Annotated in this window: 15 protein-coding genes; 7 read left to right on the top strand and 8 right to left on the bottom strand. The window is 53.5% G+C overall.

Annotated elements, in window-relative coordinates; all coding sequences use genetic code 11:
- Positions 1-46 precede the first annotated feature (46 nt).
- Positions 47-1,609: a ribonuclease Y gene (gene rny / locus HY913_22455; protein ID MBI4966059.1), complete on the top strand. Its 1,563-nt coding sequence runs from the start codon at positions 47-49 to the stop codon at positions 1,607-1,609.
- 204 nt (positions 1,610-1,813) lie between these two features.
- Here rny and HY913_22450 read toward each other — a convergent pair whose 3' ends face one another.
- The 3 genes from HY913_22450 to HY913_22440 form a co-directional block, all read right to left on the bottom strand.
- Entirely contained in the window at positions 1,814-2,434 is a 621-nt protein-coding gene (locus tag HY913_22450; GenBank protein ID MBI4966058.1) for an isochorismatase family protein, read from the bottom strand.
- Between the two features lie 193 nt (positions 2,435-2,627).
- Positions 2,628-2,879 carry a hypothetical protein gene (locus HY913_22445; protein ID MBI4966057.1) on the bottom strand — a complete coding sequence of 84 codons (252 nt, stop codon included), beginning with the start codon at positions 2,877-2,879 and terminating at the stop codon, positions 2,628-2,630.
- Positions 2,880-3,224: 345 nt separating this feature from the next.
- Positions 3,225-5,354: a hypothetical protein gene (locus HY913_22440; protein ID MBI4966056.1), complete on the bottom strand. Its 2,130-nt coding sequence runs from the start codon at positions 5,352-5,354 to the stop codon at positions 3,225-3,227.
- Between the two features lie 308 nt (positions 5,355-5,662).
- Here HY913_22440 and HY913_22435 point away from each other — a divergent pair, with 308 nt between their 5' ends.
- The 3 genes from HY913_22435 (at position 5,663) to HY913_22425 (ending at position 8,680) form a co-directional block, all read left to right on the top strand.
- On the top strand, positions 5,663-6,679 hold the full coding sequence (locus HY913_22435; GenBank protein MBI4966055.1) for an ankyrin repeat domain-containing protein: 1,017 nt from the start codon (positions 5,663-5,665) through the stop codon (positions 6,677-6,679).
- Between the two features lie 331 nt (positions 6,680-7,010).
- Complete coding sequence (locus HY913_22430; protein MBI4966054.1) at positions 7,011-7,769, top strand: hypothetical protein; 759 nt, start codon at positions 7,011-7,013, stop codon at positions 7,767-7,769.
- A 176-nt stretch (positions 7,770-7,945) separates the two neighbouring features.
- Positions 7,946-8,680: a molybdenum cofactor guanylyltransferase gene (locus HY913_22425; GenBank protein ID MBI4966053.1), complete on the top strand. Its 735-nt coding sequence runs from the start codon at positions 7,946-7,948 to the stop codon at positions 8,678-8,680.
- A 13-nt stretch (positions 8,681-8,693) separates the two neighbouring features.
- Here HY913_22425 and HY913_22420 read toward each other — a convergent pair whose 3' ends face one another.
- From HY913_22420 to HY913_22400, 5 genes are all read right to left on the bottom strand, one after another.
- Positions 8,694-9,860 (bottom strand): deoxyguanosinetriphosphate triphosphohydrolase, encoded by a 1,167-nt coding sequence (locus tag HY913_22420; GenBank protein ID MBI4966052.1) that lies wholly within the window; start codon positions 9,858-9,860, stop codon positions 8,694-8,696.
- Positions 9,861-9,953: 93 nt separating this feature from the next.
- Positions 9,954-10,469 (bottom strand): hypothetical protein, encoded by a 516-nt coding sequence (locus HY913_22415; GenBank protein MBI4966051.1) that lies wholly within the window; start codon positions 10,467-10,469, stop codon positions 9,954-9,956.
- A 559-nt stretch (positions 10,470-11,028) separates the two neighbouring features.
- Positions 11,029-11,823, bottom strand: coding sequence for an EI24 domain-containing protein (locus tag HY913_22410; protein ID MBI4966050.1), 795 nt, complete (start codon positions 11,821-11,823; stop codon positions 11,029-11,031).
- Between the two features lie 31 nt (positions 11,824-11,854).
- Complete coding sequence (locus tag HY913_22405; protein ID MBI4966049.1) at positions 11,855-12,022, bottom strand: SelT/SelW/SelH family protein; 168 nt, start codon at positions 12,020-12,022, stop codon at positions 11,855-11,857.
- A gap of 177 nt (positions 12,023-12,199) precedes the next feature.
- On the bottom strand, positions 12,200-13,702 hold the full coding sequence (locus HY913_22400) for a transglutaminase domain-containing protein (protein MBI4966048.1): 1,503 nt from the start codon (positions 13,700-13,702) through the stop codon (positions 12,200-12,202).
- A 391-nt stretch (positions 13,703-14,093) separates the two neighbouring features.
- Here HY913_22400 and HY913_22395 point away from each other — a divergent pair, with 391 nt between their 5' ends.
- The 3 genes from HY913_22395 (at position 14,094) to cobO (ending at position 16,583) form a co-directional block, all read left to right on the top strand.
- Positions 14,094-14,384, top strand: coding sequence for a hypothetical protein (locus tag HY913_22395; GenBank protein ID MBI4966047.1), 291 nt, complete (start codon positions 14,094-14,096; stop codon positions 14,382-14,384).
- A 599-nt stretch (positions 14,385-14,983) separates the two neighbouring features.
- Entirely contained in the window at positions 14,984-15,940 is a 957-nt protein-coding gene (locus HY913_22390) for a hypothetical protein (GenBank protein MBI4966046.1), read from the top strand.
- Positions 15,941-16,061: 121 nt separating this feature from the next.
- Positions 16,062-16,583, top strand: a complete 522-nt coding sequence (gene cobO, locus HY913_22385; protein MBI4966045.1) for a cob(I)yrinic acid a,c-diamide adenosyltransferase — start codon at positions 16,062-16,064, stop codon at positions 16,581-16,583.
- The last annotated feature ends 46 nt before the right edge of the window (positions 16,584-16,629 follow it).

Below are 16,629 nucleotides of genomic sequence, written 5' to 3'. Positions count from 1 at the left end.
GTTTCTCTCCGCAAGCATCCCGTTAAACTAGATAAATGGAGGGGTTGTGGAATCTTTCCCCTTAGTGATTCCTGCCCTTGTCGCTGCGATCATGGGAATTGCGGCAGGTTACGTCGCTGCCAGAATCCTGGACAAGAGGCGGCTTGACTCAGCCAGAGCCGTCGTGGACGAAATCCTCAAGTCCGCGAACAAAGAGGCTGATACAATAAAAAAAGAGGCGCTCCTACAGGCCAAAGACAAGTTGTTCCAAGCGCGAACCGACTTGGAAAATGAAATCAAGGAAAGTAGGTCGGAACTCTCCGCTCGTGAGTCCCGACTGTTGAAAAAAGAAGAGAATCTGGAAAGAAAGGCTTCGCAACTCGAGAGCCGAGAAGCGGGAGTGGCCAGACACGAAAAGGATGTAGACGCCGGGCACAGGAAATTAAAGGATAAAGAAAAAGAAATAGACAATATTGTCCAGAAGCAACTGGAAAAACTGGAACATGTGGCCGGTTTGTCCGCGACGGAGGCCAAGGAAATACTCCTGCAGAAGGTTGAGGACGAAGCTCGAATAGAAAGCGGCCGAATCCTGCGTCAAGTCGAAGAGGAGACTCACACGCAGGCTGACAAGAAGGCCAAGGAAATCATATCCGTAGCCGTCGGCAGATTCGCTGCGGATTTCGTTGCCGAGCGCACAGTCTCCGTAGTCAGTCTTCCCAGCGAGGAAATGAAGGGGCGAATAATCGGCCGCGAAGGTCGTAATATCAGAGCAATAGAAGCCGCCACCGGAATAGACCTGATAATAGACGATACGCCCGAAGCGGTGATACTGTCCGGGTACAATTCCATCAGGCGGGAAATTGCAAGGATAGCCCTGGAAAGACTCATCAACGACGGTAGAATTCATCCTGCCCGGATTGAAGAAGTTGTAAAAAAAGTCACTCAGGAGATGGAAGAGACTATTGTGGAAGCCGGCGAACAGGCCAGCTTTGACGTAGGCGTTCACGGGATCCATCCCGAGTTGATAAAGCTGGTCGGAAAGCTAAAGTACCGGACCTCTTTTGCACAAAACGTTTATCAGCATTCCATCGAAGTTGCTTTCCTGTGCGGCATAATGGCCGCGGAACTGGGCCTTAACCCCAAGAAGGCTAAACGCGCAGGGCTCTTGCACGACATTGGCAAGTCTATTGATCACGAAGTGGAAGGCGCTCACGCGATCATCGGCGCGGACATAGCGCGGCGATACGGCGAATCACCGCTGATCGTCAATGCCATAGCGGCCCATCATGGTGACGAAGAGCCTACCAGCACTCTATCTGTTCTTGTGCAGGCCGCTGATACCCTTTCCGCAGCCAGGCCCGGGGCTCGCAGGGAGATGCTGGAGAATTACGTCAAGCGCCTGGAAGACCTGGAGCGCATAGCGGACTCTTTCAAAGGGGTGAGCAAGTCTTTCGCCATTCAGGCGGGCCGTGAAATTCGAATTATCGTTGAGAATTCGAATATCAACGACGAAGGGCTCACTTTGCTGGCTCGAGATATCCGCAAGAAGATCGAAAAGGAGCTTTCCTACCCCGGTCAGATAAAGATAGTGGTTATCCGCGAGGCTCGGGCTGTAGAATTCGCCAGGTAGCAAGAGGTCTGTCGCATTCGCCAAGAGTTCTCGTTAGTTCCCATGTAGGGAACAAGTACCAAACCCGACAATTTGATGATGGGACAGTCCCGCCTCTGGCGGGATTGCCTGTTCTGGCATTGTGATCCAGATCGATCTACAGACAGGCGAGACGCCTGTCCCACCAGAGCCACGGAGGCTATTCAATTGAACGGCGATTTCGTATCAGTCCTCGATCCTGACGCCTGCGGCTTTCATCTCCTCGAGCGCGGCCTCGGTCCCTTCAGGAGTGATCCCTCGGCTTAAGCCTTTCACCAAAGTTACTTCGTAGCCTTCCTCTCGGGCGTGCATTACCGTTGCCTGCACGCAATAATCAGTAGCCAATCCGTAGACAATGAGGTCTTTCGCTCCCAGGTCTTCCAGAAGGCCTTTGAGCCCAGTATCGCGGCCGAGGTCGTCCCGGAATCCGGAATAGCTTTCCGCGTCCGGTTGGTCCCCGGTAGAAACGACGGCGGAGATCAGGTCGGGTGGTAAAAGGATCTCCGCGCCTGGTGTCCCCTGGACGCAATGCGGGGGCCAGAGCACCTGGTCATGGCCGTACGTTTCGATCACGTCCAGCGGTATGGTCCCCGGATGGCTCGTGAAGAAGGAGATGTGATCAGGAGGATGATAGTCCCGTGTGGCCAAAACCGGTAGCCCGCTTTTCTTGAACGCTGAGGTGCGGGATATGACTTCATCGACGTACTCGGCTCCGGTATCGGGAACCGCGAGGGCGCCATTGCGGAGTTCCGTGAAGTCCGCCTGAAAGTCAACGACTATGACTGCCTGTCGGCTTTTCCTGGCCATGGTTCACTCCCAAAACGTTTCGCATCATTATATTAGGACCAAAACCTGCAAAATCGGTCGCATGCTGTCCCAGAAATCGAAATCATACAAAATTTCCAGCAAATATTACAAATCCGGAATCAGGGTGGTGGAAGTGTGGCAGGAACGCATTTCGTCGGGGGTTAGACGCTGCCGCTATCCTTGTTCGGCGGAATCAGTCCTGGTCGTCTGAAGCGGAGGTCTGGTCGATGTCGCTGGGCACTAGTTGGAGATGAGGTTTCCCGTCAGCGCGTCTGGGTAAATCGAATTTCATGCGCGCGTTTGCAATCAACTCACAGAATTTCGCAAAATCCGCGGGAAGAAATTTCAGGCTGCAATGAGGCAGGTTGATATGTACGACTCCGCCGTGGCAGACCGAGACGGTCCCGAAGTTTTCCGAAGTGGCGAGGATAGTCTGATCTTCCAAAAGAGGCCCCTTTTCACAACTCTTCTATAGCTCATTCTATGGGCGGGTACAGATCTTTGCAATAGAATTCGGAATAGGAAAGGCAAGCGTTCAGGTGCGCGGGGGGAAACGGGCCCCGTGCCCGCGCTATAGGATGAGCTGTTGACAAGTGTCCAGGTGCGCGGGGGAAACGGTGCTTCGGGGCAAGTAGGACCAGTATTTGGCGGGTCGTCGATGGACCGGCATTCCGCCGGTCCATCGACTATTATTCAGGGTTTAGCGTAAACCGACCGCGGGGCTCAGAAGCCCCGCGTCTTTCAACTCCGATTATTGTTGAACCGACAAGATAGGGCTTGCACACCGCCGTTACGGCGTCAACCCCGCGGTGTACTTCTTCAATTCGTCGCCAAACGCCAGATCTTGTCGCTGTTCCGCGAGGGTAAGGCCTTTGCTGTAAACCTCGGCGAGAGATCTTCTCAGCCGGTCATCGCATGGGTACTGCCTGACCGCGTCCGCGAGCCGCTTCAGCCCTTTGAGCCAATAATCGCGCTCCTGGGCCCAATTCTCCCTTCGTTCTTCCTCGGTTCCATCTGCAGCCTGTGCTCTGGCGGTTCTTTTCAGGAGCCCCGCGGCAGCAGAGCCTTTAGCCCCTCCCAATGCCTGCAAGAGCGCAGGCAATTCGGCCTCGTTGATTTCCAGGAATTTTCTCACACGCTCTGCGGCCCGTTCCACCATGGCGGTGTTAGCGACTTCATATTCGTATCGTGCCAGTTTTATTATAGAGTCATCCAGGAGGTCTCTGAATTTCATGTCAAACGGCGCTAACTTCCTGGCAGTTCTCAGGATGTGGATATTACGCTCATATTGCCGGATGGTCTCCTGTCTGAACCGGTCGTCAGCCGCAGCCATCTGCCGGGTCAGATTTCCAAACTCAGGAGAGTTGAGCGAAAGGCTGAAGAATTCGTCTCCTGCGGGTACTCGTGCGAATCCGTAGCGTCGCAGTCCCCGTATCAACTCGGTTTGAGTGGTGTCATCGAAGCCGAACTGCTCTTTCAGTATGCGCCTGAACAAGGATTCGTATTTGTTGAGAGCCAGCAGATCCACCGACTTGACAGCCACGTCCGCGAATTCCTGCGCGACCAGCTCCATTGGAGCCGAAACCTCGTCCAAAGTTTCGTGGCGAGTTTGGTTCAAGGCCGCATCTCGATCCCTAAAACCAGCCAGGGTCTCGAGTTTTATATCGAAACCCTCATTGGTTTCAACCGCCGGGTCTATTACTATCGTCCTGTCGCCCACCATTACCACTGAATAAGCATGACCCGGAAGCAACAAGGCCCTTGAATTCAGTTTCCCGTCTTGCGCCAGCAGAACATACAGGATGGTCCCGGTCACGGCGTCGAACTTCTTTTGGTCCACGACACTCTTGGCCGAAGCACCTTCGATGGCGCTATAATCCTTTAGAACGTTCTTCTTTAGCCACGATAGCAATCGCCTCGCCTTTTCTTCATCGTTCTTGGCAGCGGCAATTTCTTTGAGCGCTTCTTCACGGATAGTCAGAAGCTCCCCCAGAACTCGCTCATGCTCTCCGGCGGTGTCGGGTAAGGCGTGGACAAATGCTTCGTAAGGGTCCTTGAATGGTTTTCCGCGAATCTCGGACGGATCGCAGTAGACCAGTTTGTACAAAGCCGTAGGCATTTCGTAGCGTTCAGGGACACGATTGGCCAGGTCCGCGTAACTTTTAAGTTCATTGAGGATGAGCTGCCGCATGATCAATTCGGCAGCCTCTTTCTGCGAATAAGCGGCTCTGAGACGCGGAGATCTGAGGAATCCCTGGAGGACGTAGTCGTTGACCAGATCAATTATCTCCCCGCCCGTTTGGCGGAAGAGTAACCGGCTGACCTCGTAAACCCAGTCGTACGGTTTACCGGACATGAGAGCGGCTGTGTAGAGACGCTTGATCAGAAAAGGGTCTCCGCGGAATTGGGAATCGAGGGAAAGCGCCGCGGGAGCATATGTCATGACAGCGGCGAAGTAATTCCCCGTGTCTTCATATCGCCAACCCAGCAAGCAGACGCCTTCGTAATTCAGGCCTCGACCGAATCCCTGGGCCATTCTAAGGTAGGCATCACCTTCCGGTATGTAGCCTATTTTGTAATACAGTTGTGCCAGGTAAAGAAAGGCTTCCGGACTATTGGGTTTGGCCAGGGCCGCGCGAAGGAGATAATTGGCAGCCGCTGAGCCGGACCCGGTGCCTTCTTCCGCCTCCTTCATCAAACCCATCTTCAGGAGAGCGAAATAGTTGTCAGGATCGGAGCTAAGGACAGCTTGAAACTTCTCCATTACCTTGACGGAATCGCCGCCGGCTTTTTCGGCCTCAAAGGCCTCCAAGAGCAGATCGTCGACGCTTTTCCGCTCTACAGCAGAGGCTTTGTCGGGGCAGGCCCAAGCACAAAGCAACGCCAGGCAGCAGACTAGAGCTATGCCACTGGCTTTCATCTTGTCCCCCTTACAGCGTACACAAAACGTACCTTCTTATATCGAATTTTGTCCATTTTGTCAACAACTTAACCCAAGAGAGGTCAGCAAGCCCCTGAAATGCTTAGTAGCCGCGCGGCCAAATGTGATATCGTAGTACAGATCCGCGTCATCTTGATGAGAAGTGGGCCCCGCAAGCATAGGCGGCGACACCAGCGCCGCGTGCACGAGCTACATGGGGCCGACGCAGTGAAATGGGGGCACTGAGCCGTTTCCAAAGCAGCAGCCCGTCTAATTTCTATTGCGAGACAGACACCAGGAGGTTCCACATGAGGAAGCCAGTTGGGTTAGTGGTTCTTTTTGCCGCCTTGTTGCTGTTGAGCGGAACCGCAACCGCTCAGGTTTACAATCCGGGCGTGATCAATGTCGTCGGGGACAGACTTCTCATAGAGGAGGATATGGGGACCCTGACGCTGGTGTGGACCGGCACGGTCTTCTTTGTAAAACCGACCCCGGACCCGGTGGCAGTTACCGTGAAATTTGAGCTGTCGCCTTCGGGAGTATGGGAGGAACGAGGCACCAGCAGTACGGTTCTTGTCAGCGGTCGGACGGCCGGCGCGAGATCGCTAAGGGAACGGATTGCCATTGCCACGACCGACGCACGGGGTGTGACGGATGCCGCGTCGTTGTTCAACAAGGACCAGGTGCTTCGTCTAAGCATAGCGGTAAGGCGTCCCAGTGCGGCCGGTACAGCGGCCGCTCTCGCACAGGGGGACTATGAGGTCAAGCCACTGGGATACCTGCTCTTGAACGCGGCCAGGCGCGGTAATCTCAATGAGGTGAGACAGATTCTGGAAGCCGGGGGTGATGTCGATTCAGCAAGTATGGACAATGTCACGCCCCTGATGATGGCTGCAGAGCGCGGGCATAAAGACGTGGTGAGATTGCTCTTGGAAAAAGACGCAAGCACGAAGAATCGCACCAAGGGCACCGCATTCATAGAGTCCCCGTTCGGCTCGAGGATTGCCGGCGGTTGGAACGCCCTGATGGCCGCAGTCTCATCCGGCGACGCGGATATAGTGAAGCTCATGCTGGACAAAGGCGTAAACGTGAACTCCGCCATGGATGATCGCAGGACCCCTCTGCTGGTTGCGGTGGATGGAAAAAGCCCTGCAGTGGTAAGCCTCCTGGTGGAACGCGGCGCGGATGTCAACGTCGTGTCGGACTCGGGTTACTCTCCCTTAGCGATGGCCGACGTTAACGGCAAAGGGGCAATCGCGAGAATTATCGCGGCGCGTGGAGGCAAAATCATAGTCCCTTGGGACATTCTCTCCGGTTCGGAATAGATTGTTGTAGCAATCCTCGAAAGTAATCACGGTTTGACTTGCGGGTGTCCCGCCAACGCGGGACGACCCCATTCGGAAAAGACTTTTGAGAACCACCATCACTTCGCGGTCGGGGCAGATCCGGGCGGTTCGGGGTTCGGAATGCACCGGCCGCGTGGCTGCAATCGCCAGGGGACAAGGTTTGTACCAGAGCGGCAAACCCAGAATTTGTTTATGTAAATCTTGACATTGCGCCGATTTATCAAGTATAATTTGACAGATTCGGTGTAAATGCCAAGGTTCAGAAATTTTAGACCTGCTGTAGCTCATGTTGCCTACGAGGAGAAGCGCGATGAACAAGAGCCTGGTTTTGGTCCGTTTGCTTTGTTTGCTGGCACTGACTTTGCTGCCCTGTGTGGCAGGCTCTCAGGAGGTCCCACCTCCCGAAAAGGTAACAGACGGCAGGTTTGAAATCACCACAAAGACACCGGATCACAGAAAAATTAGGGTCGGTGAACTAGTACCTCAGAGCACGGAACTGGTGCGTGACCGGGACCTCAACCCCGGCGCGGTATTTCGCGTCATGACAGGCGGCTACCTGGCTTTTGAGGAAGCCGAATGGGTGGACAAAATCGAATTCAAGGTCTTTGACCGGCCTGTTACCGCTTTTGAACCATACAAGAGATTCGCTGAACTGCTGGTGGACATCAACGAGAAAATCTGGGGGATCAAGCAAACGTTGGGCAGCTATGACCAACTCGCGTTTCGCCTGATGAACATCTGCGACAAGAGTCGGTTCCCGACCCTGCAATCCATTGACGACAACATAGTCCAGCAGTTGGTAATTTATAAGAGACTGATGCTTCTCAGAGAGTTGGTCGTGAATTCGCTCAATCGGTTCGTCAAGGAGAGGTCTTGTAGGGATCGGTACGATGAGTATCAGAAGAGCCTCAATCTGTACAGCCAACAGCTCACGGAGTTGTCCAGGAATTACGAGCGCCTGACCAAAAAAGGCCTTCAGCTGGCTCAGGAAGTTCAGCCGGACCAGGCCGCACCGGAACGGGGTAAGACCGACACCCAACCTCTGAAGAAAGGCCCTGCAAGTCAATAGCCGAAAGCCGGCCCGACATCTTATACGGATTGGCCTTCGCCGGAAGGGACCCTCATCCAACCTTGTTCGCTTAAGCGCACACTGGTATTATAGCGGTTCTCGAAAGTAATCACGGATCAACTTGTGGGTGTCACTGCCGGCTTGTCCCGCAGTGCGATGCCCTTCGGGCGGAACTTTTGAGAATCGCTCTAGACCTCTTGCCCGAAAACGCCCCAAGTTTTTCGAAGAATCGCCAGACGCTTCAAAACCTCATGCTTGAACAGTCGCGCACCATCATCAATGCCAGATCGGCTTCAGTTTCGGGGATCCTTCTCGCCGGAGGCAAGTCGCGTCGAATGGGAGGCATCAAGAAAGCCCTTCTGGAGGTGGGAGGCCGGAGAATAATTGAACGAGAGGCTTCCACACTAAGGGAACTGTTCATCGAAACCGTGGTGGTGACCAATTCCCCCGAAGATTTTGAATTTCTAGCTCTTCCGATGTTCAGAGATAAGTTTCCGGGGACCGGCTCTCTGGGCGGACTGTACACAGGGCTTTCAGTATGCACGGCGGACCACGGGTTCCTGGTCGCGTGCGACATGCCGTTTATCCTTCATAGGCCCATCAGGTACATGGTTGATTTGATTAACGATCACGATGTGGTCATTCCTCGTGTCCATGGGTATTTGGAGCCTCTCCACGCAATCTATTCTCGCCGATGCCTCCCGTTCATCGAGGAACTCCTCAATGAGGGCAATCTCAAGATTATCGACTTCCTGAACAGGGTGAAGGTCTTGGAAATCCCGGAGCAGGACCTGAGGGTTTTTGATCCCGGCCTTCGCTTCATCGTGAACCTCAACACCCCCGAGGATCTTCAAAGGGCCCGAGAAACCGCCCGGGAGCTGGACGAAGCCAACCCCCATCCATGTCCGTAGCTGTGTGGCGAGATCAGTACTCGTAAGGCAGGAAGAGCTTCCGATGTTCGTCGAGAGCGAAGCGGTCCGTCATGCCGGCAATATAGTCGCAGACTATTCTTTCAGGCGGCTCCACATTAGCTGAAATTCTCTTTTGGACCCCTGGAGGGAGCTGCGAGGGGCGTTTGACATATTCCTCAAAAAGGTCGGTCAGCAGGCGGTTTGCCTTGTACTGCATCCGCATTATTTTGTGGTGGGTGTAGAATCGCTGATACAAAAACCCGTTAAGTTGAACTTTCCATTTCTGCATCCGGGGAGAAAAAGCGGCTGCCGGACTAATCATGTTGACAATCTGCTGAGGGGTCTGGAAAGAGCCCTCAGCAAGAGCTTCCTCTGTGGCTTTCACAAGGTCCCGTATGAACGCGTCGATCAGTAGACGGATGCATTGATACAGAAGAGTGTCCCTATCCAGATCCGGATAGCGGTCCCTGATGATTCGCGTCACTTCATTCCAAACTTCCAGCTCTGAAAGATCGCGCTCATCGAAAAAACCTGACCGCAGCCCATCCTCAATGTCGTGGCAATTGTAGGCGATCTCATCCGCAAGGTTGACAATTTGAGCTTCCAGCGACGGTTGAGGCTCAGCCATGAACTCCCTGAGCGATTCTTCCGGGGCATGATCGTAGACGGTCGAATGCCTAATTATTCCGGAACGAGTTTCGTGCGTCAGGTTGAGTCCGGGGAACTCGGGGTACCTTGCTTCGAGCAAGTCCACGACTCTCAATGACTGGGTATTGTGCTCGAATCCTCCATTGTCGGCCATCAGAGCGTGGAGAGATTGTTCCCCGGCGTGACCGAAAGGGGTATGTCCTAAATCATGGGCCAGCGCCACGGCATGAGTGAGGTCTTCATTTGCTCCCAAGTACTGTGCCACGCTTCGGGCAATCTGAGCCACCTCAAGGGTATGAGTGAGTCTTGTTCTGTAATGGTCACCCTCGTAGTACGCGAACACCTGGGTCTTGTACTCGAGCCTGCGGAATGCCTTTGAATGTATTATCCTGTCTCTGTCTCTCTGGAAAGAGGTGCGGTACATGCACTCTTCTTCCGGATGGACTCTGCCACGCGAGTTCTCGGACAAAAGGGCGTACGGCGCAAGGTACGCTCTTTCTCTCTGTTCCTGTATCGAGCGAACTACAATCACGGGTCTGTCCTGCGGCCACGCGCTTAGGATTTGGGTTATGAAGCGCGGCCAAATTCGGTTCGGCCAACCGGGGTGAGCTGACCAGGGAACATCTCAGCGTCGGGCCGGAATACGCCCGGATTCCCTTTCCAATTGCGATGGCCGAGGTTTTTCCGGCCTGGTGGAAGACTCTTCGCTGGACGGCAATCCGGTGTCCGAGCCGCCTCCGTACGGGCCCGGTAGGATTATGTTAACGAGCAAAGCAAAGAAGCCTACCACCAGGAGTGATCCTATAATCCATAACAGCATCTTCACCTTACGGCTGAACATCCTCTTCGGGGCCGAAACGGGTCCATGTTCCGCGGGGAAACGGAAGTCCCCCGTTATTCGTGACGGAGAGCCTTTTGCTCCGCCGTCCGATGGAGTGGCGCCGGATTCACTGGTAGTTTGGTCATGGGGCCGAGTAGCAGAACCACCCCCGCCTTCGGCAGGCCCGCTAGCGGAGGCGGCATCCTGTAAAGGGCCGATTTCGTTGCAAAGGGGACAGCGAACCTTGACCGAACGGCCTTCGGGAAGAGCGTTCTCGTTTATCCTCATCAAGCCGCCGCAGTGCGTACACCTTGTGATCATGGCTTCCCCGAAGCTGGTTCCACCTTGCCTTTGAGCAAGGGATTATTGTCATAAATCTTCATAGATCCGAGGCAGACTGGGGTTAGGGCAAGACGCAAAACCTGTGCTCGTTGACCCGCGGGCAGGAACACACGGAGATTACCGCGGAGGCTTTTCTCCAGAAGAGGATTTTCCCCGGGGAATTTCCTCGCCGGCGCAGATCCTTTTGCGTTTTAGCTCATCGAGGGCACCGTGTCAATTGCCGCAACAATGCCGAAGTGATCATTCACTTATGTGCGGGAGCGTCTCCCATGCCCCGAAGGGGCAGCCCAAGAGTAGCCACGGGCGTAAGCCCGTGGACAATGGTCCACACAATCATTTGGATCACCGACCCTGGAGGGGTCGACCATGAATATGAGTTGGACTTCGGGATTGGTCGACCCCTCCAGGGTCGGTGATTCAGGGCTGGAGCAGTACTTCCAGTCCACGGGTTACACCCGTGGCTACCGTTGGTACGCCCCTTCAGGGCTCAGAATCCCTTCTACCCCCGCAAGACTGAATGGTTACATGCCGAATCACCTCAAGTTGTCCCTCTTGAAGCGTGAATTTGTTCCGGCTCGTTCAAATCTAAGAAAAGCAGCGTTCCACCCACTACCGCGGCAGGAATAAAAAAGAGATTCACCACGGGAATCGAGGCGATTACCAGGTTGCCGAGTCCAAAGCCCATTATGGAGCGGAATCCGGATTTGAGGAAGGCCCTCTTTTCTTGCCACGAGAACCGGCGCCGGTCCATTGGATATCCTAGATATTCGTGAGCAAACTTGTACGCGGATAACAGTGCGCTTGCTACGGCAAACAGAAGGGAGCCGATTCCGGGAATCAGCAGTAGCGGAAGAACAAGCACCAGCAACAGAATGTATAAGCCAAGAATCCTGAAAGAATGGGCGATTGCTCGACCCGAGTCCTTAAGCAGCAGCGCGGCTGAGAAAGGGGCCTCGTGGAATGTGCCGGTAATTATCTGTTCGGTCTTTTGAGAAATCACCTCATTAAACGGTGAAGCCAGCGCGGACGCAACCAGTGTGAAAATAAAGAAGAAAACAACAAGCACAATCAGGCCGACTATTACAAGAAGCATATAGTACAGGGCCTGCCAGTACCATTCCCCACCCATCATTTGGCCTACCAAATGGGAGAAGACATAGTAAAGCAATATGTAGGAACCGCCAAGCACCACTAGACTTATTGCCAGTGGCGCCGCGGCATACTTCCAGAGTTCGCGGTGCGCCCAAAGAAACAAAGCACCTCGCAACACGTACAGCGGGGCCGGCAAGAGCCTTCGCGTCAACAGTCCACCGCCCTCTCCTGAATGGTTCATGGCTTTTTCGCCTTGCCACTCACGGAGTGGGTTATTTATCTTTCTTGATTAGCTGGACAACTTCACCGGGATCAGGAAAACGATCCAATTTCTTCTTCGAGAAAATGAGCTTGCCTCCATATTCAATTTCAAAGACGCCGCCACTCGAACGGATCAGCTCTGACTCGATTCCCAGTTCCTTATTGAGTTCGCCCGCCAGACCGGCGGCTTTCGGCTCGTAGTTTCAAGCCCCGCAGTAGGTTATTTTGCATGTGGGCATAGTGAAATGTCCTCCTTTCACCAAAAATTTTCGCCGAGCTATTATATTCTTGCCGTTTCCTGCCAACAAGGATGTACGGACCAACTGAGCACATGCGACTATCTTTTTTGTTCTTCTCTAGTTGTATTCGAGAAGCTCAATCTTTACTTTTCCCAGCATTTTTAAGATCGAAGCGGCTTCGTCTCCCTCCTGTTCCGCGGCTATCTTGATATGTGTGGCGTCAGCGGGAACTTGCTTCAGAGTAGGGTCCACTGCAAGCCATCCATTGACGTACGATTCAGCCCAAGCGTGGTAAAGGAAACCCCCTCGATCGGTGTAAACCAGGCCGGTGGCCACTCGGCTCGGAATTTTCTCGGCCCTGGCCAGTGCCGTGTACAGGGTTGCGTGAGACTGACATTCACCCGTCTTGCTGTGCAAGACCTCTAAAGCGGTGAATGAACGCTGCATTTTGTTCTCTACGTTTTCCGCGGTCCATCGGACAAGTTTAATCACCTTATCCAGGGTCCCCTCGTTCCTGTCAACGACCTTTCTTGCTTGGGCGACGATCTCATTGTGATCGGACTGTATGGCTAACGTGGAGCCGAGATATTTCTCCAAAGATGGGTCTCGTGATTCTGTTGGCTCCGCGCTTTTGAATCGCTTTAGATCTTCCGTACGAACTGCAACGTCAAAGCCTTCCGAAGAGGTGGCTGTGGATACCGGCAAGATCACTTGCCTCCAGTCTCGGGCTATAAGGCCTGGATCGATCCCCTGCATCCTCAGTTTCAGCGACTGAAGTCTTTCCGGATTGGGTAGTTTGGGGCTGACCGGGATAAAGCTCACGTCCAGGATCAGGTCCTTGCCTGTAGTTTTAGCCTGCAAGAATTTCTTCGCTGCATTTTCATCTTCGAGGACGGTTACGAGATCACCGTTCACAGCTTTTTGGAGGACTGCAAGGCCTTTCCTATCGAGCCATTCATGCACCACCGACCGGCCGTCGCTGGTCGTGACTTTCCACATCGCCCCATTCGGGCCTGGGTCTCCCTTCACGCTGGACACCTGCTGATCCACTTTTCGTGTGCGCTGTAGGTTGGGGTCAAATTCAATGAACGAGTAGGCCTTACCATCTTCGAGTCCTTTCAGAGCTGGCATGAAAGATCTGGCGCTAAAATGATAAACCTTGTCCTCAAAAGGGTGCTCTGTATTGAGAGCCTCGCCCCCAGTGGTCCTGGTCACCACTAAACGGCCGCCTTCCGTTCTTCCCGTTATCTTAAGATTTTTGTCGTTCTGTCGATGATTCGATTGGAAGGAAACCATGGTCATGTCCGGCCGAACCGTGGCGATCTCTTTCATGACAATCTCGTTGGTTTCTTTCATGGTTTTGAGTCTCATCGTCGAATCATTTGTTATCGTGAAGTTCGATCCTGTGGGCTCGATCTTGAAATGGCTGCAACCTATTTTATCCTCCTGGAAGTACGTCCCGTACCATGCTTCTTTGAACGGAAATTTGTCGAGACTCCCGTATCCCTCCGCCGGCACGACCTGATCTGACTGGTTTGCTTTCAAAGAGTAAAACATGCAAGAGGTTTGCGGCAGGGCCAGGAACAATGCAATTATTATGGAAAGCGCAATTCTGTTCATTATGGCACGCTGAATAAGTCCGCGGTCCGCATTCCGGCGCGTTGGCCTGTTTAATAGCGAGTGAGCCGCACGAACAGCAGTCGCCGCATGTACGGATATTCCGTCAGTTTTCGCGAGCCATGGAGCCAAAGGAGAATCCACGGCCGGCGCCGCGACTCCAGTATACTCACCCCCTGCCGAGCTTGCAATGACATGGAGCGAAAAGCTCTAAAGCTAAGAGGAGATTCCTCATGCGGCCTAAATCATGAGGGCTTTGAGAGGAAGAGGAACGAGAGGGGGTTAAATTCCCTTTCCCTCTCCGCTCTCTTCAAGGCAGAGTATTCCGCTTAATTCACAGGTCTTTCGATTCCCGGGCCATGCCGCGGGTGTCAACCGGTCAATGTGTGTGAGAATGCTCTTCCGTTTCATGGGCTGCATGGGTGTGCTTGTGCGCCCCGTGATCACCATGGTGCTCGTGGCTGTGCCCGGTACCGGCAGCGTGTACATGCTCATGAGCATGGGTGTGGTCATGTTCGTGACTGTGCGCATGGGAGTGCTCATGGCTGTGAGTTTCGTCTCCATGTTTGTGTTCATGCGAGTGATAATGAATATGCTCGTGAACATGCTCATGTTGGTGCTCGTGAGTTCCTTCCATTTGCGGTCCTTCCTTTCTTGTCGCTTCCGACACCACGAATCGCCTTGATTTAAAGTTACTTCTCCAAGTAAAGAGGGTCAAGCAATTGCTATTCAGGGAAAAAGTGTGGCACGGGCCATATACTTAATCGGCATTTATGTCTTGGCCATGCCATCGAACATCTCATTTTATATAATCGTTCACCGGGCTTGAGACGGCTCTGCGCCCGGTGAGGATGGAGGGGGAGACCATCTCCCCCTCCAAGCCTCCCCCATCGTGATTCTAAGGCCTTAAGACCGTCCCGGTGAACGGTTACCATTTTATATGTTGGCGGATTTCTCCGAGACACCGTTTGTTAAGTGCAAAGTTGGAACTCTTGATTGACTTTTCACCAATTGCGGAAGTATCTTGAAAAAACTGAAGCAAAATTGGGTCATTGAGCCCGGTTCCGATCGGATTGATCCGCCAAAGGAGGGGCGATAAATAGGGCCGTCGGCACCGGTATGATGCGCCTCCAGCGGGCCTGCCAAGAGTTGGACGCGGTATTAGAAAGGATAGGGTTAAGGTCTCCCGAAAATTGCGGAGGGGGCAATCCTCTCTGCCATTACCGATCGCTGTAACAATACGTTCGTCTCGCATAAACGAGGATAAATCGAACAGGAGGACCAATGAAGAAATTGGCCGTGATGTTGCTGTTGGGATTGGTGGTGTCATCCTTGATGGTGATGCCGGGGAAGATTCAAGCCGCGGACAACAAAGTCGCTGTCATGTGGGTCGGTAAATCCGGCATGACCAATTCGGTGCTGATGGGGTTCATGCAGCGAGCCAGGAGCAGCGCTCCAAATATGGAAATCCAGCTCAAGAGAGAACTCAAGGACATGCAAGAAGCTGAAACGCTGTTTCGTGAGTTCGAGTCGACCACGAACGGCATTGTCTTCCTGCGATCCACCGGCGCGGAGTTTCTAGCTAAAGTGAAACCCAAGGTCCCATGCTTTGTGGGTGGCTGCAACAACCCGGCTTACCTGGGAACCGTTAAGAACCTGAATGCGCCGGAGGGGAACATAACAGGCGTAACCTATTTCATCCCCTATCAAGAGATCTTCAAAGTGATGTTAGCCCTTTTCCCGAATATAAAAAGCGTGGGTCTCCTGCTGGAGAAGGGCCATCCAGGCGCGGTCATTGATGAAGAAGGCACGCGTGAACAGTGCCAGAAGTTAAAGCTCGCGTACAACGAGGTGGTAGCGAGCAACCGAGACCAATTGGTTGATGGAACCAAGAAGCTTTCAGGCAAGGTTGACATATTTATAATCAGCAATACAGGCCTTGTAATGGACAACACTGTGTCCCTGCTGGCGGTTGCCAACAGCACAAACACCCCCATGTTCGCTTTCGCCGAGAAGCCGGTTAAAGCAGGGGCCGTAGTGGGCATGGTGGCGGATGACGTGAAACTGGGCTCCATGTTGGCCGACTCTGTGGTAGACGTAGTGGTCAATCGGAAACCGGTGTCCAGCGTCCCGGTCAAGACGGACCCGGATCCGAAAATCCTGGTCAATCAGGCGATGATGCAAAGCCTGGGCCTGAAGTTCCCGCAGGAAATTCTTGGAAAGGCGCAGGTGATCCAATAGCGATTCAGGTCTTTGTCGGACCCCTGCACGAAACAGCTAGTAGGCGCTGGAGAGCCATCCCTGGAGAGGCCCCTGGATGGCGTCGGTTAAATCGCGCCCGGACCGACCAATTGGAGAACCTATGAAAAAAGGTCTGTTGATGGTTTTCACGGGTAACGGCAAAGGCAAGACCACGGCCGCTTTAGGCCAAGCCTTCAGAGCCTTGGGCCACGGCTTCAAGGTGTGTGTGATACAGTTTATCAAAGGCTCCTGGAAATACGGCGAAATGGCCGCAGCCGAAAAATTCAAGGGACTTCTGGAATTCCATGTGATGGGGAAAGGGTTTACCTGGGCGTCCAAGGACATAGAGCAAGATACAAGGGCAGCCAAAGAGGCTTGGATTTTCGCCAAAGAAGCCATCGGATCGGGGAAATTCGAGATGGTGGTTTTGGACGAGCTTACCTACCCTATGAATTACGGAATGCTCGACGCTGAAGAAGTTTTAAAGGCTTTGACGAGTCGCCCGGGATCGGTACACGTCGTGGTTACAGGCCGTGACGCGCCCAAAGGATTGATCGACGCGGCAGATCTCGTCACAGAGATGGTGGACGTCAAACACCATTACGATTCCGGCATTGAGGCCCAAAAAGGGGTGGAGTTCTAAGAGGAAGGGCAGCAAGGAAAGAAGTCGGCGGAGGAAGAGGACACCA

The sequence above is a fragment of the Desulfomonile tiedjei genome, from assembly GCA_016212925.1.
Classification (GTDB): Bacteria; Desulfobacterota; Desulfomonilia; order Desulfomonilales; family Desulfomonilaceae; genus JACRDF01.
Note: the sequence above shows the minus strand (reverse complement) of the source record. Positions and strands in the feature narration are given on the sequence as shown.